Raw genomic sequence first — 25,710 nt, 5'->3', positions numbered from 1 at the left:
CCCGCCTCGCCCGCTTGCGGGGCGAGGCAGGCTTGCCATTACTCCCGAACCACCAGCCAGTCTTCGGTATCGGCTGCCTGCGCAGCAGCGTTGCCGGCCAGCAGCCAGTCATCGACCTCGTGCCATCCATCGATCCCGCCCGCGGCCGGCACGCGATAGGGCGTCGCCAGCCAATCCGGCTTGGCCGCAACGATCGGCTTTCGCATCTGGATCGGATGTGCCGGTGCCATCTGCTGCCGCCGGATCGTGTTTGTCAGTGAACGATCGACCCACAACGCCGCCGGCTCGACCGCCGTCGGCGTGCCGTCGAGATCGGAATCGCTGCTCTCTCCAGAGCCCAGCTTCGCGTTGCGCTTTTGCACGCCGCCCGCAATGGCGAGCGCGCCGGCGCCGAACATCAGCGCGAGATCCGACTGCGTCACCGCAGATCCGTTCGGTGTATGGAGCGTGATCGCGCGATTGGCACGATGCGTTGGGGCGAGCTCGCCATGACGCTGGCCGGGTGCCGGGGTTTGATTGGACGGCGCGGCCGGATCGAGCATGCCCGAGGACTGCGGCTTGATCTCGAACGATCCGATCACCTTCGAATTGGTGGTGCTGATGAAGCGCAGGCTGACCAGCGCCGGCGGCGCCTTGCCTGCGTAGTTTCGCACCGCCGAGAACCAGAATTCGCCGTCCCGCGCTTCGATCGTGCCATTCGACGTGGTGCCATCGGACCAGACGATCGACACCGTGACGGAGTTGGGAAGTCCCTGGAAGGCGATGCGCCCATCAAGGGTGTCGATGTCCCCGTCCGCGCCTTCGCTGCGGTGGAGCGAGAACCTGTCGATGTGCGGCGAGGTGCCTTCGACCACGATGCGATAGCGGGTGATCGACACCAGTTCGTTATGACCATCCGGGCCTTTCCTGAAGGCCTTGACGACCACTTCGTTCTGGCCGTTGTCGCTGGAGCCGGCCGGCGCCAATGCACCGGTCGCGATTTCGTCGTCGCCGACGATATGCTGGAAATTATGGGCAACATCGATCGAACCGTTGCCCGGATTGTTCAGCGTCTGCGTATTGCCGTCGCCCCAATCGATCTGGAGTTGCGACAGATCGCTTCCGCCAAGCTCGGCCAGATTGAGCGGCAGATCGATCGGCGATCCCTGCGCCGCGGCAACACGGATGACCCGAAGGCCGCCGCTGGCGACGTCGATCGGGGTAAAGACCGTCGACTGGAACTCGAATGGGCCGACCGCCTGCACAACGGGCGGGCCGAGCGGAGGCAGCGGAATAAACGACCCGAGGAAACCGGTTCCGCCGGAATTCGGCAACGCATCGATCTCGACCGCAGTATGCGCAAAGGCAAACCCGGTATCGTCATCGAACACCGAGACCTTGATCTGGTCGAAGTGAAGCTGCCCCGATCCATCGTTGAGATACCGATGGATCGCCGTGAAGGTATGAGTTGCCGCATCGTAGGTAACGGTCGTATTCGCGAGACTGGAGAGCCCGCTACCGTCACCCCAATTGATCTGGATATCCGCGACCGGATGCAGCCCGCTGTCGGTGATGTGGCCGGTCAGCACCACTTCGTCACCCCCGAGAATCACGGGCGGATTTACCGTCACGCTGTCGATCACCGGTTCGATATGGGCGATGGTGATCAAGGCATTGACCGTCGTAGTGCCGCCATCCTTGTCGGTTGCGGTCATGCTGATCTCGCGGACCGGCATGTAAACGCCGCCCGGATTGTCGCGCACATATTCGTGCGACGCGGTGAAGTGCCACAGCGTCGGATCGGTGGCGTCGCGCACCGCCGTGACGATCTGGTTCGGCACGCCCGGATCGTTCCAGTTGATGCTCACCGTCTCGGTATCCAGGATGCCCGGATCGCGGAAGCTGCCGACGATCGTGACCACGCCCTTCTCGTCGATGGTGATGGTCGAAGGGATCTGCCCATTGATCGGCGACGCGGCGCCGGTGCCGTTGAGCGTGACGCCCGCGAAGATCGGCGCGACGTTGTCGACCTCGACCTGTGCGGCCTCGGTGTTGCTGGAGAGCCCGTAATTGTCGGTGACCGTGGCCTTGATGGTATATTCGGAGCTCGGCGTGGTCGTCAGGTTCGGATTGTCGAGATACTCGTGCGTCGCCGTGAACGTACGATTCAGCGTATTGATCACGATGGTCGAATCCGGATCGGTGCTGCTCATGACCGTACCATCGCCGAAATCGATGGTCACGGTGTGGGTATCGAGCGTACCGACATCGGTATAGCTGCCGCTGACGGTCACGATGTGACCGCCCTCGGTGGTCTGCACCGGCGTCACCGTAATCGGCGCAAGCACCGGCGCCACGTCGTCGACTTCGAGGTTGACCGGAACCGTCGGGCTGACGCCGTTGTCCTTGTCGGTCACGAAGGTCGAGATCGTGTAATTGCCCGGTTGCAGGAACTGGTGCGAGACGTCGAAGTTCAGCGTGCCCGCCGCCAGCGCATAGGTGCTGATGTCCGGATTCCCGGCCGTGCCATCGCCCCAATTTACGGTGAGCGTGAAGCTGTCCTTGATGCCGGGATCGACGATCCGGCCGCTGAGATCGGTAAAGCCGTTCTCGTTGATCGGCGACGTCACCGTCACACCTTGCAGCACGGGCGGCACATTGAGGACCTGAACCGTAACCGGGTTGTCGTTGTAGGTGTCGCCGTCACCGTCGGTCGCGGTCTCGCTGATCGTGTAGGTGCCGTTATCGGCATAAACATGCGTCGGCGAGATGCTGGAATTCGCGACCGCCGGATTGATGCTGTAATGGCTGGTGGTGCCGTCACCCCAATTGACGTCCCAGGACTCGATCACCTCGGTGGTGATGTTGGGATCGGTTTCCTTCTCCGTCAGGTTCAGCGTGTAGGCCGAGCCTTCGTTCGATGTCGCGGCTCCCGTTGCTGTCAAGGTCGGCGGCACTTTGTTGACCGTGATAAGAGTATTGCCGTCAACGACGAGACCTTCGGCGTCCATCACCTCGACATCGACGAGTTGCTGGCCGACCTGCAGCAGATATTGGCCGGGCACCGCGAATGAGTTGGAGCTTTGGAAACCGGTATCCAAACTCGTGCCGGCGATGAAGAAGCGATACTCCAGCGTCCTGGCCTCGACCGAAGACACCGCCGTTGCGCCGTTGATAGTCACGGTCGCTGACTGATCCTGGTTGACCGGGCCATCGTTGGTGACCGACACGATGGTCGGCGCAGTCGGACCGACCATCAGGTCGACCGGAACCGTCGCGGTCTGCGTATTCGCGTCGCTGAAATCGGTATAGGTCGCGCTGAACGACAGCAGATAGGGATTGCCGCTGTTGGCGGTGCTGATGCCGTCGGCCTCGAGCTGCGCCCAGGTCAGCGTCACCGACTGGGTGTGATAGACGCCGGTGCCGATATCCCAGGTATAGCCGGTGGGACTACCGGCCGCGCTGCCGCTCACCGTCAGCCCGTCGCCTTCATTGATCGTGTAGGGACCGCCCGGATTAGGTACTGGCGCGACGACGCTCAGATTCAGCGGATTGGACTTGGTGCCCGTGGAATTATCCTTGTCGATCACGATCGCGGAGACGGCGAACGCGCCCGCTGCCGTGCCGGTGGTGAGATAGGTGTGGGTTGCGCTCGTCGTCGTGGAGCCGAACACCTGGGTGGTGCCGTCACCCCAATTGACGATCCATTCCAGCGGCCGTTCGACCGGCGCCGGCCAGATCGCCGAGAAATCGACGGTGAAGGGCGTACCGACCGTTGCGGTATTCGACCCGTTGTCGGATGTGAGCGTCACGGTCGGTACCGTGTAGATGACGTTCACATTGGCCGTGGCGGTCGCCGACAGGCCGTCGCCATTCGTCGCCTTGACCGCGATGTGATAGGTGCCGACGTCGCTGAGCCCGAGATCGAGCAACTGGCTCCAGGGTATCGTGACCGATGCCGTGAATGCGCCGGTGACGGAGTTCACGGTCGCCACCGCGGTGACGTCGCCGAAATTGCCATTGCCTTCGATGTCGAACAGCAATGGACCGGACAGCGTCTCGGCCGCGCCGTTCGCGGTTCCCGTCACCGTCAATGTCAGCGACTGGCCTTCTTGGACGCTATAGGTCGGCGAATTGAAGGAGACGAGTGGCGACGTCAGGACTTCCTGCTTCTCGAAGTGTTTGAAGGCGACGGTTCCCTTACCGGCCAGACCGGTCGTGCCGCCGGTTTCGAGGTCGCCGTTGATGACCGGGTTGATGCTCGGATCCTGCGGATCGAGCACGAGCGTGTCACCGGGCAAAAACGCCGGATCCGACCCGTCCAGGTTGGTCGTCGCACTTGCCGACAGGTTGGCGAGTTCGACGCGCACGGTGTCGTCAAGGTCGCTGCCGACAATGGTCGTTACGGCGTTGTCGCCGGCTTCCTCGATCAGGACGGAATCGCCGGCGGTGGCATTCTGGTTGCCCAGGAACGTGGTGTGCGCGCCGGTACCGGTGCTCGCGATATCGACCGCATCGGCGCCGGTGCCGCCATTGATGGTGAGCGTGTTGGCGGTCCCGGTCATGTCGGCGGTCACCCGCACATCCACCGTATCGAGACCGTTGCCGAGATCGATCGCGGTGGCGCCACCGTAATTATTGACGACCACCTGATCCTGTCCGCTGCCGGTCATGATCGTGGTGCTCTTCACCGACGATGGCGGCGGGTTGTTGAGCGTGATGTTGTCGTCGCCGTTACCGACCTGCAACGTCAGGGCGCTCATGTTGGAATATTCGGTCACCTGCGTGGCAGGCGGCGATTGCGGGCTGAGATTGATGAAGAACAGTGCGAGGCCGCCGAGATCGGTGGGCGCGCCGACGCTGCCGATCCACAGATTTTCCTGCGGCTGACCCGTTGAACTGGTGTATTCCGGTCCAACCACCATCGAGGTCGGTGCGTCGAGCCCGAGAATGCCGCCGACATCCTCATGCACTTGCTGGCCGAACAGCAAATCGCCGGCCACGATGTTCTTGCTCGGCTGATCGGCGGTCTGGCGCTGGAACACGGCGATGGAGTCGCCGCTGCCGTTGAGCGCCAGCACATATTGATCATCTGGCGTGACCGCGAGCGCCACGGTTCCGTCGAGCCCGTGGGTGCCGAAGCTGTCGCCATTCTGCAGGGTCTGGATATTGACCAGCGAATGGGTCGCCGTGTTGCCGCTGCCTGTCGTGACAATGCTGAAGATCGCGAGCGTGCCGCCGCTCTGGCTCGCGACGTAGAGATAGAGGCCGTCAGGACTGACCGCGATCGAGGATGCGCCGATCAGCCCGTTGCCGGCGGTCGCCGCCACATTCACGATCTCGGTCGTTCCGCTGTTATTGAAGACAGCCGTCAATTTGTTGGTCGCCGCGTTGACGTAGAAGGTCGCATTGCCCTGCCTGGCGCTGGCGGTCTCGGCGCCGACACTGGCCAGCACATGCGCGGTGCCGAGCGTGCCGTTGCTGTTGACCGCGATCGTCTCGACGCCCGCGCTGCCCGTGAGCGTCAGGTTGCCGGTCGAAGCGTCGTAGCTCATGCTGCTCAGGAAGTTGCTGCCGACAACGGTGTGGTCGTAGCTCTTGAGGAAAGTCAGGTCGCCGGTGGTGGAGTTGAGCTGGAACACCGAGATCGAATTGTTGGTCGCGCTGCCGACCAGCACATAGCCATTGAGCCCGGTCACCACGACGCTGGAGGGCGCGATCAGCCCGGAGACGCCGTTCTGGCCGTTGGAGAACAGTTGCCGCTGCGAGCCGTCGGCTGCATTGACGTTCACCAACGCGTTGAGACTGGTGGAGACACCAAACTGCTGCTGCACCGTGGTCGAGCCCGGAGCCACCGGCTCGTTCGCAAGCGCGTTGAAGCCGTTGAACGCCGCGACGTTCAGCGACGGCCGGTTCAGCGTGATGTAGGCGGCGTGGCCATCGGTGATCGTGCCGTCATTGACGGACGGTGTCGCGGAGGGCGCGATGTTGATGACCGCATTGGTCGCGTTGGTCGTCACCGAGGCGTAGACATCCGTCTCGCCGGTCGGGATCAGTGTCACCCACACCTGGCCGGGATTGAGCGAGGTCAGGGTCTGGACCGCGCCCTCGCCACGAATCTGCAGGGCTTGTTCGCTGCTGCTGCCGACGCTCAGCATCGGAGTGCTGAGCGAAATGTTGGAGAGGTTCTGGACCACCAGCATGTCATAGCCGGTATAGCTTGAGGCGATGCGCGTCACCGACAGCAACGCGCCGCTGGGTGCTGCGCCGGCCGCGTTGAGCGCGCTCTGGATCGAAGCGTTCGCCGTCGCGGAGAGATCGATCAGCCCATAGATATCCGCACCGCCCTCAAGGTTGGCGATCGTCGGCGTGCTGGGATCGCCCGCGACATATTGGTTGGGAGCGGTCGGGCCGGTGAAAGCCTGGGTCGGAAGCGTGCCGGCCGGCTGGCCGCCAACGCTTTGCAATGCCGAGCCTGAGAAAGTCAGGTTGGTATTGCTCGCGATCAGGAAGCGGCCATTGCCGCCGGTGCTGCCATTGCCTGCCCCGGCGCCGCCGGTGGTGGTGACGCTGGCGCTGCCTGCAGAAATGTTCGTCGCTTCGATCTTGATGGTGCCGCCGGCGCCACCGCCGCCGCCGCCGCCGGCACCGCCTTCGCCGCCTTGCCCACCGGCGCCACCGTTTCCGGCGGTGTGCTGTCCGCCACCACCCGTGCCTCCGTTGGTCGGGCCACCGCTCTGCCCTAACGAGGGCGCGGTGGTCGGGCTGCCGCCTGCGCTACCCGCGCCGCCATCGGCCTGGAAGCTGCTGCTGCCGATCGAGAGATTCCCGTTGGCGATGATTTCGAACGCGCCGCCGCCAAAGCCGCCCGTGCCGCCAGCCGCACCGGTCGCGCCTTTACCGCCCGCGCCGCCACCGCCGCCACCGCCGCCGGAGCCGCCGGACCCCCCGCTCGTGAACAGACTCCCTTCCTCGCCGCCATCACCAGAAGCGCCGCCACCGCCACCGCCACCGCCGCCCGCACCGCCACCGCCACCGCCGCCGCCGCTACCGCCGGCGCCACCACCGGTAATCGTATTGTTGGTCGAAGTGTTGTGACCGCCACCGCCGCCACCGCCGATCTGCGAATTCGTGGTGTAGGACGGCGTAGAGCCATTCACGCCGGTGCCACCATTGCCAAAGCCCAACGGTGTCCGGTACTTCGCCTGACCGCCCACATAATATTTATACCGCTCGCCGGCACCGTAGCCGCCGCGGCCGCCGGCACCGCCGGAGCCATAGTGCCCGCCGGCACCGCCGCTGCCGCGGTCTGCGCTGTTGCCGTAGACGCCAGCCGAACCCAGGCCGCCGCCCCCGCCCATATATCCGTGATAGCCGGTGCCACCGCGGCCGCCGGGGCTGCCGCTGAATCCGTCGTCGCCATCATGGTAGGGAGCCGAACCGCCCTTGCCGCCACCGCCGCCACCGCCGCCGCCGCCGCCGGAGGCACCCATACCGGAGTATCCACCCTGACCGTAGCCGCCGTTGTGACCGGTATCTTTACCGGCCAGCCCGCCCATGCCGGCTCCCCCCGCCAGGGAGTGACCGTAATTGGCATTGTAGCGGCCATAATGTCCGGCATTCGTAGTACCGGCGCCGGCCTCGGTGCCGCCGCCGTCTACACCACCGGTTGCGAACGAGCCGTAGCGACTGCCCCGGCCACCGGTGCCAACAGCGCCATAACCGCCGCCGCCGGGACCCGCCTGCGTCGAGGTGGCGGAGAAGTTGAAGGTGACGCTGTTGCCGATATTGACGTCGTTGCCGACTTCGAAAGACAGGCCATTATTACCCGCCGCGGTAACCGTCGTACCGTTCTGAACCGTGAGGTTACCCGCGAAGTTGAACGTCAGGATACCGCCGCTCATCGTGACGGTGATGCCGTCCTGCGACGTGCCGAGCTGCCACAGCGTGTTGTTGAAGGTGAGCGTATGGTCGATCGTCGCGCCGTTGTCGTTGTGATCGTCGACGTTGATCGTTCCGGAGATGATTTTCGCGAAGAAATTGCCGCCGCTCTCGACCAGCGTCGTGCTGATGTTCAACTGGGCGGCGCTTGTCACCGTGAACGTCGGCACTGTTGCCGGGGCCACCGTGTTGGCGTTGTTCGCAAGGGTATCGACCGCGACGATGTCGTCGAAGTCGAGTTTGGTCGACGAGATCGACTTGAACGTCACGTCCTTGAGGCCGGTGAACGTGGTCGGCAGCGAGATCACCTGGAATCCGGCGCCGGCGGTAACCGTCAGCGTCATGCTGACGCTGCCGCCCGTGATCAAATCGCCCGTCACCAGAACGCTGGCCGTGCCTGATGTATCGGTGTCGGCGAGTTCGAGCGAATAGAGCGTGAAGCCGTCTCCGGTAACCTTGCCGGTGCTGTCGACGGTTTGCAGGGTGAAAGTGTCGTTGGTCGACTTCGCCTGCGCGGCAGGACTGATCGAATTGTCGAGCGTGAATCCATTCGAGTCCGAGGTCGAGAATCCGAAACCGTTGGAGATGTAGACCGGGTTTCCGTTCTGCCCCGGTGCGTTGCTGATCGTCTGCGGCTGGGTGCCGTTGGCAAGCCCGTCGAAATTGATCACCGGACCGTAGTTCTGGAACGTGTTGAAATCGGTCGACGGATCCGGCTGGCTGACAACGCTGAGCCCCGTGCTCAGGGTAATGGTATTGCCGGAAATCGTGCCGTTCACGTTTGCGGGTGTCGTGGAGTCGATCGTCAGCGTATCGCTCGTGGTCGGGGTCGTGCTGCCGAGGATGTTGGTGAGGGTGGCCCCTGCCGTGGAGATCACGTCGACCAGCGAGCCGCCGCTCGGCGTCGCCAACAGTTCGGTATCCTTCAAGTCCCAGGCGATCGGCGTCGTGGTGTTGGCGGTGTCGTTGACGGTCAGGAGCTGCACGCTCTGCTGGATCGAGGTGAATTCGTTGTTGAAGGGAATCCCGGGGATGTCGACCTGCAACGTGTTCTGGCCGGCGCCGCCATTGACGATGGTGCGGGCGCTGCTGACACTCTTGGCCTCGATGAAATCATCGCCGCCATTGCCTTCGACATCGATCACGGTCGAGGGCAGGATTGCCGCGCTGGTATTGATGATGAAGGAATCGTTGCCGCTGCCGAGCAGCACATTGACCCGGGGCAGATTGAAGAAGCCGATATCGCTGGCGGTCAAGCCGCTGACAATGCCATGGCCGAGGCCTTTGGCAGTGTCGTCCTTGATGACGCCGCTGGTCAGCGCCGCGGTGGCGGCGGAACGGTCGACGATCAGCAAATCAGTGCCGCCGGTGGTGCCGTTGACCTGCAGCGCACCCGTCCCGGTTCCCTGCACCGTCGCCGTATCGGTACCGGCGCCGAGGTTGATCGTGGTGGCCCTGCTGATCGCCTCAACCAGGATATTGTCCTTGAAGCCGTTTGAATTGACGGTGATCGGCGTCGCGCTGCCAAGGATGGTGACGTTGTTGGTGGTCCCGGCGGCAAGATTCACAGTGGTGGAATCGACGCCCTGGAATTCAACCGAAACGCCCGTCGGCATCACATCGGCGGTGAGCTGGCTGATTGACGAAGAGACCGCATTGAGCGTGATGTTCGAGTCGACCGTCGGGCTCACCGACATCTGATCGCCGGTATGGCCGTCGATCATGACGCTGGCGAGAATCTGGTTGAGATTCGGACCGACGATGATGTTGTCGCCGCCAGCACCCGTATCAAGCGTGGTCGCGGTCGAGGTGCCGGAGATCGTGACATTGTCGCCGCTGGCGCCGAGTTTCACCAGCAGGGAAGCAAAGCCCTGATAGGTGATGCCGTCGGCCTGGTTCACGATAGGACCGCTGCCGCCCATGCCAAGACCGAAGATCTGGTTGCTGCCGCCGCCGCCCAGAATGCCGGTCTGCGCTACCGTCTCGCCGCTGTCGTCGACCGTCAGCGTATTGGTGCCGGTGCCGCCGACCAGCACCAGCGGGCCGCTGACGTTGTCGAGCTGGCCGGTGACACCGGACACGCCGGTCTGGCCTGACACGCTGACCGTGTTGTTGCCATTGCCGAGATGGACCGTGGTCGTGGCGCCCGTCTGCGTCGACAGCACGTTCACAATGTCATTGCCGCGTCCGAGATTAAGCGTGAGCGCGCCGAGGTCGCTATAGGCGATCGAACCGGCGACCATGCCAAAGCCGGTCACGGTCGCGTCGGTGATATCGCCATTCACGACCGCTGCATCATTGGTATCGTCGAGCAGGACGCTCGAAAGATCGCCGCTGGTCCCGTTGATGGTCAGCAGCGCCTGGATGCCGATCAGGTCGCCGCCGGTGTTCGAGGATGTGAGCGCGCCATTGGCGTTGTTGAACGAGGCGGTGGCATTGCTGCCGATCAGGATCGTATTCGCCGCACTGCCGGTCTGGATCGTCACCGGCGAATTGGCCGAGACGCTGCGGATCACGAAGGTGTCGCGGTTGGTGCCACCGGTCACCGTGACCGCCGCCGCCGTGATGGCGCCTTCGAGATCGATCAATCCGAGCACGCCGGTGTCGGCACTGCCGGCGTCGCCGAACAGACTGACGTTTCCGCCGGCGTTGATGCGCGCGCCTGACGGCATCAGGAAATTATCCGCAGCCGTGATCTTCACATTGCCGCCGGCCGCGTTCACGAACGACCCGGCGCCGAACACGATGTCCTGGCCGGTGGCGGCGCTGTCGACATTGGCGATGGTGATGTCGCCGGTTGTCGACGTCACGTTGCCGATGCCGAGACCGCCTGCGACCTGCAGCACGTTAATGCCGGTCTGCGCCGACGCATTGAATGCGCCCGCGGTGTTGCCGGTATCGATACGCAGCGCGTCCGTGGTCGAGCCGACCGAACCGGTGCCCGCGCTCAGATGGAGAACCGGACCGCTGACATTGATTGCAACGCCGGTATCGGCATCGAGGATCGAGCCGGTCGCCGACAAATTGACCGATCCGCCGATTGAGCTGATCGCGCCGACATCGAGATCGCCGGTCTGGCTGATCCAGATGCCGTCGGCCGCATTGGCGTCGATCCGCGTCGATTCCGTCGCGATCGGCATCGCCGAGGTACCGATGAAGCCGAGCGGCGCCGACAGATCGAGCGTGGTCGATTCGATCCGGCCGCTCTTGGAGCCGCTGCTCGCCGCCAGGATATTGCCGTCGGCGGTCGAGATCGTGACCGGGCCGAGCGAATTGAGAATGGCGTCGTGGATCGTGACGTTTTCCGGCGCCAGCGTCGTGGTGTTCTCGATGGTGATGACGGTGCTGCCGGGATTGGCGACCGATGTCGATATGAAGCGGGTCGTGTCGGTGACGTTGACATGGATGTTGCTGGCGAAATTCGGCGTCGCCGCGACCGGATTGATCAACCCGATCTCCAGGTTGCGGGTCGAGTCGTTGATGATGGTCACGTGATCGAACGCGGTCAGGAACGTGATTGTCGCATTGCCCTGGATCGAATCCTCGCCCGGCAGCGTGCCGTAGCCGGCGGGATTCGGATCCTGCGACCAGACCGGGATGTTGAACGTCGCGGTGCCGGCCGCGGTCGAGGTATTGACGATATCGGGGATGATGATGTCGGTCGGCGTCTCGATGATGGTGCTGGGATCGATGCCAACAGCCGTGATGTTGCCCGCGGCATCGATATGCACTTCCGGCGACGGCGGTCCCGACAGGAACACGCCGGAATTGAAGGTGATGGTTCGCTGATAGGACAGCGTCTTGTTTGAGTGAGAGCTGCCAGTATCGATCACAGCACCATTCGAGGTCGCGTCGCTGAAGCCGGAGGGCGACGACGTGCCGTCGGCATCGACTTCGAGCGCGCGAGCATGAATCGTGGAATTGGTCTCGGTCAGTACCCGGGTCGCGACGTCGAAATCATTGTTGGTCGTGCTGTCGGTCTGGGCGCCGAGCCCGTTGGTGGTCGCGGTCGCGACCGCGTTGCTGGTGATGGATTCGTGCGAGGCCTTGATGGTGACGTCGTTGTCGGCCGAAAGGTTCGCGCCGCTGCGGACATTGACTTCGGCGTCGGAGGTCGGCGTGTTGGCCGGCCGGGCGATGGTGCCGTTCGCGGTGGAGTCGGCGCCGAGCGCGCTCGCGGTGGCGTTGGAATTGACTTCGAGATCGAGGGTGGTGACCCGCGCCAGTACGCTGAGATTGGCGCCGGAGGTCAGGCTCGCGGACGACTGGATCTCGGTGATGGTGCTGCCGCCATAGGTCAGATTGCCGTCGGACTCGGTGTTGACGCCGAGGCCCCCCGCCGAAGACGTCGGCGTCGACTTGCCGGTTGTCGCGGTGCGCGCCTCGACCGACATGTCGCTCCCCGAGGTGAGGCTGGCGCCGGTTTCAACGGTGGTATGGGTCTCGTCGGATTCATTGGTGGTGGTCGTGGCCTTGATGATCGGCACCACGCCGTCGCTGCCGGCGTCGCCGGAGGATTCCGCGTCGTTGGTCGAGGTCGCCAGCACCGTCATCCCGGTGGCGGCGCTGATCACGGCGTTGTCGCCGATGGTCACGGTGTTGATATTGTCGAGCGTGCTGGTCGCGCCGCCGATGATGACCAGGATGCCGCCGTAATTGCCGGCATTGCCGGTCGCGTCGGAGGTCGTATTCGAGGTCGACGTGATGTTGACGGATCCCGAGACCGGATCGGTCGCGGTCACATTGGCATCCTGATCGATCAGGATCGTCGTATCCGGATCGATCTCCATCTCGACGTCGAGCCCCTGCCCGCTCAGGATGCCGCCGCCCGCGGCAACACCCAGCAGGCTGCCGTTCGCCGTATTGTTGGCAGTGACGCTGATGGACGAGCCGCGCACGACAGCGCTCTTGCCGACCGTGGTGTTGACGGTGGGCTTGAAGGTCGCGTGCGCGATCACGAAACCGACCGCAAGGCCACCGATCGCGCCGCCGTCGATTTCCATATTGGTCGCGGTGATGGTGCTGGAGCCATTGAGGCTGATGGCACTGGCCGCATAGACCCCGGCGTCATCGCCGATCGTGGCCGTCACCGTGCCGGTGACCGCGATCAGCGCGGCGCCGGCGGCAACACCGAGAATGCCGCCACCGATCGCGATGCCCATCGGCAGGCTGTTGCTGTACGGATTGATCGTGACGGTACGTTCGGCATCCACCGTGACGGTACCGGCGAGCGGATTGGCCAGCGTCCCGATCTGGGTGAAGTCTCCGACGATGGCCTGGCCGACGCCGGTGACGGTATCCGACACAACGGCCGCGCCGAGGCCCGCGATACCCGAGACCGAGAACGCCGCGTCAGACAGGAAATGACTGATGGTGGCGTTCGAAGTCACATCGACATTGTCGAAGCCATTGACGGTGGTGGCGTCGCTGCTGGCGGTAGCCTGCTGGGTCGTATCGTCGGTTTCCGGCGTGGCGCCGATCATCGCGCGCGCCGAACTCGAATCGCTGACAAACGACACCGCGCCGCCGAGCGAAACGAAACCGCTCACCGCGCCGGCAAATCCGAGCAAATGGACATTGTCGGTGAGATCGGCCGTGACGGTGAGATCGCCGGTGGCGTTCAGTCCAAGCAGATGAACATCGGCCGCGATATAGGCGGTCGAAGGCAGGTCGGCGTGAACGACGCCGATACCGACGCCGAGCGCGACCGCGCCGACGCCGACGGCGCCCGCCTGGCCGGTGTAATTGATTTGTGCATTCGCCTTCACCGACACGGTCGGCGCGGTGATCGTGGTGTCGGCCCCCTTGCTGTTGGGCGAGGTGCCGCCGTTGATCCCCGCCGTGGTGCCGGCCTGGGGAGCCGTCCCGTTGGTGGCGGAATCGACCAGTCCGGTCGTTCCGCTCGCGGCGGCGGAAGCGCGGCCGGCATTGGCGAGACCGGCATTGCCGGCGACGAGTTGATGCGCCGAACCCGTGGCACCCGTGGTGCTGATCGCGATCGCAGTACCGTTCTGGGCGTTTTCGTAGGACGATGCGAGCTGGATATCGTCCGGATTGTTGGGATTGACGATCACGAAGTAGGTCTGGCCGTTCACCAACCCGTCGATCGGCGTCCCGCTGCCGTCCGAATAAACCACGGTATCGCCGGTCTTGAAGCCGGGATCGGAGCCGAGGTCGATGGCGTGCGTGGTGTTGTTGACTGCGCTCGACGGATTGAAGGTCGGCGAGGTCGTCGCATCGCTGGTTTGCGCGCGTCCGGTGAGCGTGCCGACCGTCGCATCGACGAACGAAATGATCGAGGAGCTCTGGCCGCTCAGCGCCGAGGAGCTGCCGCCCGAGGTCGAGTATTGCGCGCTGAAGTTTCCGCCGATGGTGTAGACGATGATGCCGCCGCCGATGCCGCCGAGGCCTGCGCCGAACGCGATGGCGTTCGAGTTCACCGCCCAATCCGACAGCGCGAATACGTCGACTTCTTTCCTGGCCGCAATCTGCGCACCCGCGCCGATCAGCGCCTGGGTGTTGTTGCTGATCATGCCGACATCGACCGAAGCGCCGATACCGGCGCCCGCGCTGCCGCCAAGCGCGCCGGCGATGCTTAGCACGTTGACCTGATTGGTTGCGGCGACGACCACGCTTTGAAGCGTGCTGGCCGTCGCATTGTTCTGATTGATCTGAACGCCACTGCCCAGCGTCGCGATCGTGCTCGAGTTGATCAGCTCGACCGAAGCCGCGCCCGCTATGCCTGCGTAAAGGCCGCCACCGGCGCTGCCGGCTACCGACGTGACGTCTTCGGACGAAGCGGCAAGCACCACGACGCCGCGGCTGGTCTTGGTATTGAAGTTGTCGCCGGTAACCGTGCCGTCCGGCACATCGGGAACATCCAGGACATTGGCTTGCGCATCGACGATCGCCTCATCGCCGATCGTCGCCAGCGTGGTCTTGGTGATCGAAGTGACGTTGACCGCGCCGGCGCCGCCCGCGGTTCCCAGACCGACGCCGACCGCGCCGCCGATGGCATAGCTGGTGGTATCGTCATTGGCCGTCACCACGACATTGCCGCCGGCGGACACCCGCACCAGCCCGGAGATCGAGGCAATCGTCGTAGTGTTGATATCGACCACGGCGGCCGAGCCGCCGATGCCGACATCGCCCGACAGCGCAATGCCCGAGCCGATGCTTAAGATTGTTTCCAGCGCACGCGCCTCGACCGTGACATTGCCGCGGGCATGGACAAAGGTCGAATAGCTGCTGCCGCCAGTGCTCGGCGTGCCCTGGATGAAGGCGGTGGTGGTGCCTTCGAGGACGGGTGCAGCGAATCCCGGCGCGGCCGCGAAGCTGCCGGAGCCCGCGATGCCGACACCGATCGACAGATCATTGTAGCTGCGGCCGGCGGCGACCGTGACGTTCTGGTTGGCGCTCGCAAGCGTGTCGTTATTCGCGGCGGCGTTGATCTGCGCGCCCTGGTCGATATAGGCACGGGTCGTGATCGAGTTCACCGTCACCGAACCGGCGACAGCGCCCGCGCCGCTGCTGGAGATTGCGACGCCGACACCGGCGCTGGTCATGTCGTTGACGCTCACAGCCACCACGATCAGGCCGGTTTGAACGCTGGTGTCGGGCGTGCGGTCGCGCTTTTCGGTCAGCGTCGGATCGCTGAACGCCTGGTTGTTGATCGAGGGCACGCCGGTGTTGTTGACGGTCTGGATCACATGATCGGAGGTCGCCGAGGCGCCGGCGGTCAACGTGATTCTGGCGCCGGCCATCGCGTTGGCTTCGCTGGTCGCCAGCGCGAAATGATTGGCATCGATGGCGATGACATAATAATGCTGGCCGGTTTCAAGACCGTCGATCGGCAAGGATTCCCCGGTGTAGATCACCTCTTCGCCGGTGGTAAAGCCGTGGTTGGTCACATCGAAACTGTTGTTGGCATAGTTGACGGCGGAGCCCGAAAACTCCTGCGTGTCGCCGCTCTGCTGCACGTTGGTGCCGCCGGCCGGCGCGCTGAAATCGCCGGTGTTGGCGGTGATCCCGGCCTTGCCGGCTTCGGCGAGTGCGGTGACGGTCGCATTCGTCGCGATATAGGCTTCGGTGTCCTTGGTCAGCACGCCGACCCCGGCCGCGATGCCGACCGCAGCACTTCCGGAGCCCGTCAGGTTGCCGGAGACCTGGTTTTCGGTGGTGTCGTCTTCGGCCGATACCAGCACGTTGCCGTTTGAGCTGACAATCGCACCTGCGCCGATATAGGCCAGCGTCGTGAGGTCAAGCACCGCGACACCGGCCGTGACGCCGACGGCGGTCTCGCCGGAAAATGCGCCGGACGCCGACACCGAGGTCTGCGTCAGATCGGCATAAGAAGCGACGGTGACATTGTCGCCTGCCTGGGCGGACGCGCCCGCGCCGATATAGGCCTCGATATTGCGATCGATGTAGCCCGCATCGGCGCCGATGCCGACCGCGACATCGCCACCGCCGGCAAGCGCACCGGCGACCCCAACCAGGGTGGTGTGGCCAACGGCGGCGATATCGACATCATGCAGCGAGCTGAGGCCCGCATTGGCTCCGGGTGTCGCGCTCGGCGCGGCTTCATAGGCGCTGGCGCTGACATCGATATAGGTGAGCGTGGTCGCGCCGGTGCCGGCACCTTCGCTGGAGAACGCACCGCCGACCGCGAGAATGACGATGTTTTCAGAGGAATTAGCCTCGATCGAGAGGCCCTGCAGGCCGGTATGGCCGGCGCCCCCGATCACGTCGGTGAAGGTTCCCGAATCTCCATTGGCGGACACGGTCGCGGCGCCGTCGATGAACGCATTGGTGGTGTCGAGGATGGTGACGTTGGTGATCGACAGGCCGACGCCGGTATCGCCGCCCGCCGCCAGCGCGCCGGCGATGGCGACAATGTTGGCGGTGTCCTGCGCGATGACCCGCAGATTGTCTTCCGCAAACACATTCGCGGTGGCGCCGGTGATCGAAGACGTCACGGGGTCGTCGACCACGTTGATCGAGACAGACGCGCCGACGCTGACATCGTCGCCGCCGGCCGTACCGACCGTCAGCGAATTGATCGCGGCGGATTCCTCGCCGTCGATGGTGACATTGCCGTTGGACGAGATGCCGGAGCTATCGACATTGGCGGTAACATCGTTGGCGATGTAATTGGCGCCGATCGCGGCCCCGACCGCGTTACCCTTGGTGGAGATCGCCGCACCGCCGGTGAGCGCGTTGATGGTGGATTCATCGCTGGCCAGGATGCTGACATTGCCGCCGGCCGTCGTGGTCAGGCTGGATCCGTCAGTGATAGTGGCCTCAATCGTGTCATAGGTGCCGTTGACCGACAGGCTGCCGCCGACGCTGGTGCCATTGCCCTTTGAGCCGCCGATCGCCGCAGCCGCGATCTTGCCCGCGAACGAGGGCGAGGTGCTGCCGATCGCCTTGATCGGCCCGTCCTCGGTCGACAATGCCTGCAGGCTGATGCCGTCGGCACCGGCATGGACAGTGGAATTATCGATGGAGGCATCGACCACCAGCGCGATCTGGTTCCAGCCGAGCCCGATCCCGTAGGCATTGCCTTGGGCGCCGACGCCGATCGCGCCGGCCACCGCATAGATCACCGAATTGTCGTCGGCCTCGACGCTGACGCCGGCCGCCGTGATGTCGGCATTTTGCAGCATCGCTAGAATCCCGCTGGAATTATCGCGGGTGAAGATGCTTTGGCTGGTCGAGATCACGTTGATGGCCAGCGTAAACGCCACCGCGTTGCTGCTGAGCCCGCCACCGGTGGCGATGCCGAGCGAGACCGCGAACGACCACAGCGTCTGGTCGTTCATCGCGGTGACCGACAGATCGCCGCCGATATCGACGGACGCGCGGCGGCCGGTGACACCGAGCACGCCGGCTTCGGTATCGCCGCTGATCTGGTTGAACGCCAGCGAGGCGCCGACGCCCTTCGCACCGGCCGTATAGCTGGCGCCGCCGCCGATCGCGATCACCTGCGCTTCGTCGAGCGCATCCATGAGCGTGTTGCCGGCGGCCATCAAGGTCGCGCCTTCGATCAGGGTCTTGGTGGTGTCCACGATTCTGTTGAGCGAGATCGAACCCGAAAACGCGTTGCCCTGTTCATTGGTATTGGCGGCAACCGCCGCCGAGAATGTTCCGAGCGTGCCGCCGCGCGTCGCCGTCAGCGACACCTGATTGGCGCCGGCGACTTTCGGAGCGGTGCTCTGGATCACGAGGCCGTTGGTGTCGGGCACCCCGCCGCTGCCCGGCAGGAAGTCAGCGATAAAGGCTTCGGTATCGGCCGTGATCTGGTTGAACACGAACGAGCCGCCGATGACACTGCCGCCGCCCAAACCGGTACCGCCGGTCACCGAGGCCGCAACGCCGCCGCTGAACAGCACGACGACCGGCGTCAGTTCGGCATCGAGCGCCAGCGTGCCGGTCGTGATCGAGCCCCGCGCGTTGATATAGGCGAGGTCGTTTTGATCGAAGATATTGATACCGACGCTGCCGGCTAAACCTTTCCCGCTCTTGATGCTGGCCGCATCCGGCCCATCCTGGAACAATGCCGGCAACGAGATGCCGTCGAGCGGATCGTCCTCTGACGAGCCGACATCCTGCGGCGCGCCTTGCGGCCCGCTCAGCGTCGTGGCGGTCGCGACCACGCCGATCCAGGTGCCGTCCGTGGTGGCGGAGAGCGAGGTGTCGCCGACGTCGAGCGACACCGCGCCCGCCGCCGTGTTGTTCTCCGGATTCGACGATAGCGGCAGACCGATGAACGCCGCGACATTGGTCGTCACGTCATTGATCAGCAGGGAGATGCCGAGCGCGTCCGAGCCCTTGCCGGCATCGACAATCGCGCCGGCGATATCGAGTTCAAATCCGCCCGATGTCGCATTGATAATGAGGGCGCCGCCGCCGTTCACCATCGGGCCACCGGTTGCATTGGCGACGAGGCCGGCCAAAACGGTGCTGCTCTGAATCAGGACGTTGCCACTGCCGGCGAAACCGAACGATGCCCCGGCGCCGGTCTGGCCGCCGGCCGTCGCGATCGCGATCCGGAAGATATTTTCGTCGGCGTCGACCGTGAGCGAGCCATCCTTGCCGATGGTGACGTCCGCATCGCCCTGGATTTCCGCGATCGCATTGTCGTCCATGTAATCCAGCAACACCGAGCCGCCGACCGATTTCGAGTTGGAGCGGCCGTAGATGTCGATGACATCGCCGCCGTCCCACAATTCGGCGGCAGACTTTTTCTCGAAATATTTTTTGGCGAGCGGCGCGTCGCTCAGCGACCACTTGCCGATGCCGGCCATCTCGACCAGTTCGATTCCGATGCTCGCGGTAACCGCGACCGACTGATCGGCCAGCGCGGTATCGCCCGGGTCCGTGATCGAATTCATGTTCTGGTTGATCTTGGCGCCGGACATGACGATCGCGTTGGCGTTGTTAGTGTAGACGTTGACCGCAATCGCAAGCGCGACGGCGGCCGCCGGCGAACCCGCCGCTTTGGCGCGCGCCACCACCCAATCGTCGAGGAACAACGTTCCAGCGCCCAGTGTGCCGTCCAGCAGGTCGGTCGTGATGAAGCTGGTGCCCTGTGTCGCCACGAGGTTACCGATGCCCTGAAGCGAGGTCAGTTCGGCCGGATCGGTGAGGAACGGATACATCAGCGATGCATTGATCGTGACGGCGCCGCCGGCATCGATCGTGGAATCGCCGAACACGGTGGCGTTGGCGGTGTTCTGGTACACGCCGATCGCGAAGGCGAGATCGACCGCCGCACCGCCCGTGGAGGTCTTCGGCTTGGAGACGTCGGACTGCACGAGGGCCTGATCGGTCTGGGTGTCCGCGGCCGATACCGTGACGTTGTTCGGGGTGCTCAGGACCGCCTTGCCGATACCGGCGGCGTTGCCGATGGTGGCGTTGACCTTGTTGTTGGTGACGATGATACCGACGCCGCCGCCAAGGCTGAGGCTGTCGTTGTGGATGGAATCCTTCACCGGGCTGGGCTTCTCGCCGTTCGGGCCCACCGGGCCTTGCGTGGGTACAGTGCCCGATTGCGCCTGGGCGCTTCCGAACAACGTCGCGAGACCGAGATCGGCCCGCGAGAACCCGTTCTTGAAGCCGGTTTCCTCGTTGAACTTGCCGCCGATCTGCGGCTGCACCTTGACCGTGTTGGCCGAAGTCAGCGTCGCCGACACGCCGATGCCGTCGGTGAGCGGGCTTTCAGACAATGCGTTCTGGAACTGGGCGCCGTTTGCGGTAATCGTGATCGGCGCGTCATTGGCTACGTCGTTCGCGTTATCGACCAGCCGGATCAACTGATCGCCATTGGCGTCGAAGCCCGCCGTCACGACGTAATAGGTGGTGTCGCTGATCAGGCCGCTGATCGCGACGTCACCGGTGGTGAGATCGCCGAGCGAACCCTGGCCGTTCATGTTGGTGATGGCGTTGGCGGTGGGCGTGCCGGAATCGGTGATCGCCACGACCGTATTGGTCGACTTGCTGAAGATCTGGAACGTGTCGGTTCCGGTCGACACGATGTTGTACAGGGTGCCGTTGGTGAGGCCGCCGATGCCGGATCCGGCCAGCGCCTCATAGTTGAGGGCTTGCGGCGCCGCCGTGGTGCCGGTGAAGCCGTGATCCTGAACGTGGATGGTATTGCCGGTGATGTACGCCAGATTGACGCTGGCGGAGACGCTGTTGGTGGCATCCGTGAACGTCTGGGTCCCGATCGCGGTGCCCTGCGAGACGTGCACGACGTTGCCGCTGGCGTCTTCGAGAACGAAGTAATCCGACGTGGTGAGCGTGGGATCGGCAACGCCGGCCGCGGTGACATCCACCACCGTATAGGTCGCGCCCTGCGTCAGCCCCGTGATCGGCGTATTGGGGTTGCCGCTGCTGTCGGTGCCGGCGTCGTAGGTCACCGTGCCGCCGTTGACCAGCGAATTGCCGGCGATGTAGATCGTGTTGTTGGTCGAATTGACCGCGTCCAGCTCGAACGCCGATGCCGCGCTGGCGGCCTGGCCCGGCACAAAGCCCGAGGCGACATAATAATCGTGGGCGGCCACGACGCTGACGCTCGGGCCGGTCGCGTTGCTCAGCGTGACGATATTCCCCGCACCGTCATAGAGCTGGAACGTGTTGGCCCCGGTCGAGACCAGATGGTATTCGCCGCCATTGGTCAGATTGCCGACCGTAGACCCGTTGAGCACGGCATAATTGACGTCGGTCTTCGCCCCGGTCGTGCCGGTGAAGCCGTGACCAGCGACCTCGATGGTATTCGTGCTGGTGTCGATGAGGCCGAGCGTGATCGAGGCACTGACCTGATCGGCGGAATCCGTGAACGTCTGGGTACCCAGCGCGTTGCCTTGCGAGATAACCGCCATCTGGTTGGTGGTGACGTCGAACAACTGGAACGAATCCGACGTCGACACGCCGCTGACGGTCTGCGGATTGACGTCTACGATGCGGTACGTGTCTGACGTGTTGAGGCCGGTGATCGCGGTATTGCCGGCGCCGGGATCATACGTCACCAGCGAGCCGTTCGTTAACCCGTTGCTCGGCAGATAGATCGTATTGGCACTGATGGCGTTCAGCTCGAACACCAGCGCTTCAGTGGTCTGCACCGATTGATCGACCTCGTAAATGATCGGCGTGCCGTTCGCCAGACCGCCCGGCAGGCCGGCGGCGGTGAGGCTGTCCTTCGGGATGACGATATCGTCGGTCGTGGAGTCCACGCCGCCGCTGACGACGTTACCGCTCGAATCGACCGGCTTGCCGGCAGAATTGATCGTGACGGCGATCGGATTGAAGTTGACGACGTTCGAGATATACGACAGCGCCTGGGTCGCGGGACCGCCGGGATCGCTGAGTTGCACCACCTTGCCGGTGGTCTCGTCGAATAGCTGGAACGAATTCGCGTCGACCGCTTTCAGGTCGTAAAACGCCTCGTTGGTCAGGCCGCCGATCGAATTGGCGCCGTCGTCCGCCAGCGATTCATAGCTCACCTCGCTGGTGCTGCCGACCGGGAAGAGGCTGCTGATGCCGGCCACATCGATCGCGTTGGTTGCGGTATTGATATAGGCCAGCGTCACGCTGGCTGCCGGAATCGAGGTGTTGGTCAGATCGGTAAAGGTCTGGGTGCCGAGCGCGATATTGCCGTTTTGATCGACCTGCGAAACATGGACGACGTTACCGCTGGAATCCTCAAGCTGGAAAGTCTGGTCGTCGATGACGTTGACGGTATAGATCGCGTTGTTGGTCAGGCCGCTGATCGGGGTGTTGCCGCCGTCGTTATACTGGATCCGGTCGCCAGTCGTAAAACCATGGCCGGGAATGATGATGTCGTTATTGGAGTCGATGGCATCGGTGCTGAACAGCTCGGTTCCCACCACGTTCAACGTCTGGTCCGACGTGATGCTGGTGCCGATGGCAGCGATGTTGAGCGGCGCCACCTTGGCCAATTGAATCGTGTCGGGTCCGGTCACCAGGACCGCGTAGGTCGATCCAGCGGTCAGCCCGCCGATCGCATTGCTCGCGGAACCGTTTTCCACGACAGGAGGAATTATCGTACCGGCGTTGATGTTGATCTGGGGCTGGTAGATGACGAGTTCGCCGGTCGAGAAGCCGTTGTCGGGGATGGTGAGGGTCGTACCATCCGCACCGATCGAGGCGCCGGTGAAGGTCTGCGCCTCGCTGTCATCGACTCCAACGCTGCCTTCCGGCGCCAGCGTCGTGAGTGTGCCGCTGACATTGGCCGAAACATTGGCGGTCTCCCAGTCGAGACCGACCGCGACGCCGCCGGCGCCATCGACCGGACTGAAGGTTCGCGCATCCGGCTTGGTGGTCTGCGATCCGCTCGCCGTGACGTTGATATTCCCCGCGGTCGAGGTGATCGAGGAATCTTCGCCGACATTGGCGATCGCAGTCAAGTTATTGTAGGCGGCGGCCAAGGCGATCGAGACCGCGTTCGGATTGACGTCCGTGAACAGGTTGCTGTCGGCATAGGCCTGTACGGAGTCCGAGCTCTTGCCGGTGGCCGCGATAGTGACGCTGTTGAGCGCCGTAATATTGGTCGTGCCGGTGATATTGACTTCGGCATCGGCCATCGCCTGGCCGTAACCGGCGGCAAAGGAAACGCCTGTCGCCGAAACTACCGCGCCGACGCCCTCGGTGATCGCCGACACCTGGGTGGTGACGGCCGTGGTCGCCTTGATGCTGACCGTGTTGTTGCTGATGATGGTCGCATCGTCGATATTGATGGTCGCTGTCGCGCCGCGCAGGATCACCGAAGCGTCGATGCCGAGGAACGAACTCAGTACCACGCCCGGAATCTGGTTTAGCAGCGTGCCTAGATTGCCGGTGAAACCGGTCAGATTCGACGGCGCATCGGTGGTGATGTTGGTGTCCGACGCCGTCGCGCTGATCGTGACCGAGCCGCCTTCGATGGTCGAGCCGTCGATATAGATGTTGGCGTTCTTGTTGGTGTAATCCACCGGCGCGCTGATCAGGCGCTGGCCGATATCTGACGTGGCGACCGTGATGGCGCCGGCCTTGTGCCCGGCGCTTCCCTCTGCATCGAGGATGACGTTGGCGCCGAGCGCAACGAAAGTGCCGCCGGCGACCTGCGCCGCACCGTCGACCGTGACGGTCCCGGACATGCCGATCGAAATCGCGCCGGAATTGCCTGATGTGCTGACGGTCGAGATATCCGCCGAATTGGCCGCGTTGGCGAGCTTGATGGAGACGACGTCGTGGCCTGACCCGTCCGGAACATTGAAGCTGATCGTGTCGCCGGTTTTATAGCCGGTACCGGCACTGGTGCTGTTGATATGGACTGACGCATTGCCGTTGGCGTCGGTGGTGATGGTCGCGGTCATGCCGCTGCCCGAACCGCCGGCTCCGGCCACCGCCGTGTAGGTCGCGTTATCGGCAAAGCTGCTGCCGCTTTGCGAGGTCGAGCCGATGACGGTGCCGATATAGGTATTTTCGGCGATCAGATTGATCGAGCCGCCATTGGTATTGAGGTCGCCGGTGACGAAGATCGAGTTCTGGTAGATCGCCGCACCGGGGCCGCTCGACGGCAACAACCCGGTCGCGAACGGATCGAATCCTTCATAGAGCAGATTGACGTTGAGGTTGGCGTGGAAGCCCGGCGCCAGCGACATGATGGTGAGCGTGTCGGCGCCCGAACCGCCGCCGCCATTGATGTTGGTCGGATCGGGAACGTTGATCGAGAGATTGCCGGTCGGCGCCGTGAAATAAGTGGTCTCGAAGTCGCCGCTGAGGCTTTGCAGCACCATCATGCCGAAATGCGCGTCGCCAACCGTCGAATCGTAATAAAGCTCGACATTGTCGGTTTGCGGCGTCAGCAGATTGTTGTTGGTGCTGATCTGGTAGTTGACATTCGCGGCGGTGCCGGAGTTCACCAGCGGCAACATGCCGGTGTAGTTGATGGTATCGCCGTCAAAGCTCTCGCTGCCGGAATGCGCCCCGGTATAGATCGACGTGAAGGTGTTGACGTTACCGGCGCTGATAACGAGGGTTCCGTCGCCGCCGCCGTCGATATTGCCAGCAAGACTGCCGGTCGAGGTGACCGTGAAGGTATTGTTCTGGCCGGTCGCGCCATCGAGATTGGCGAAGCCGCTAAAGGAGAGCGCACCGACTTCGCCCGCGCCGGCGCCGTCGATGGTCCAGTTGTTGTCCGTGGTCGCACCCGTGAGCGTGTCGGCGCCACTGCCGATGATATCGTCGACGCCGGTAAAGGCGATCTGCACCGGACCGGTGGCCTGACCCGCGCCGCCACCGCTCATCTGCCAGCTTTCGGCCGCGCCGGCATTGATCGAGACCGTACCATTGCCGCCCGCATTGATGCTGCCCGCGAGGCTGCCGCCTGATGTGACGTTGAAGACATCGTTCTGGCCGGCCGCGCCGACGAGGTTGGCGAAACCACCGAATTGCGTTGATCCGACCGAACCCGCACCGGCGCCGTTGACGGTCCAACTGGTGTCCGTGGCCGAGCCATATAGCGTGTCGGCCCCGCCACCGATGAGGTGATCGACGCCGGTAAATCCGATCTGGACCGAACCGTCGATCTCGCCCGCACCGCCGCCGTTGAGATGCCAGCCGGCCGATTGGCCCGCATTCTCGATCACGCCGAGCGTGACATTGCCGTTGCCGACGACGTTGAACTGCGGCTGCGTCGCGGCCGGGGGAAGCGACGACAGATCGAAGGTGATGGTGTTGTTGCCGGGAGCGGCAATGACCGTCACATTGCTGCCGGTGGGCACGACCTGCGACGACAGCACGTTGGCGGGATTGTTGGCATCGACCGCCTCGACGCGCTCGATATTGGTGGTCTGATTGCCCGTGGTGACGACGTCGTTGAGCAGCCGGACCACGACATCGTTGGTCGGCTGCACCGGATGCAGCGATGACAGATCGATGACGACCGGATCGGCGCTCATCAGCATGCGCGGCTCGAGCTGGTCGAAAATCAGCTTCGGCGGCGGCCCCGAAGGGGTGACAAGGTGCGAAACCGAGGATTTGAGCCCCGCCATCCATTGCCGGGCGGTTCTCGACAGTTGTCCGATGGGCTTCCCCTGCCCCGTCACGTCACGCTTACGCATCGCCGTATTCCCCCACCCCGGGCCAGCGCAAATGAGCGTTAACCCAATATAAACCAATCAGGTTTCGCTAATGGTTTTATGTCGGATTTGTTGCTGGCGGGATTTCCACACCGGCATTTGGCCCGCGCCCGCAGCCCCACCGGCATGTGAACACCTGCGTGAA

1 protein-coding gene is annotated in these 25,710 nt (G+C 63.8%); it reads right to left on the bottom strand.

The window, feature by feature from the left end; all coding sequences use genetic code 11:
• Positions 1-38: 38 nt before the first annotated feature.
• Positions 39-25,547: an LEPR-XLL domain-containing protein gene (locus HB676_RS26485; RefSeq protein WP_213741424.1), complete on the bottom strand. Its 25,509-nt coding sequence runs from the start codon at positions 25,545-25,547 to the stop codon at positions 39-41.
• Positions 25,548-25,710 lie beyond the last annotated feature (163 nt).

The organism is Bradyrhizobium sp. dw_411 (assembly GCF_018449695.1).
GTDB lineage: Bacteria > Pseudomonadota > Alphaproteobacteria > Rhizobiales > Xanthobacteraceae > Bradyrhizobium.
This window is presented reverse-complemented; position numbering and strand designations above follow the sequence as displayed.

What these genes read in the sequence shown, in the direction of transcription:
- HB676_RS26485 (WP_213741424.1), bottom strand. Translation starts at nt 25,547, where the DNA reads ATGCGTAAGCGTGACGTGACGGGGCAGGGGAAGCCCATCGGACAACTG.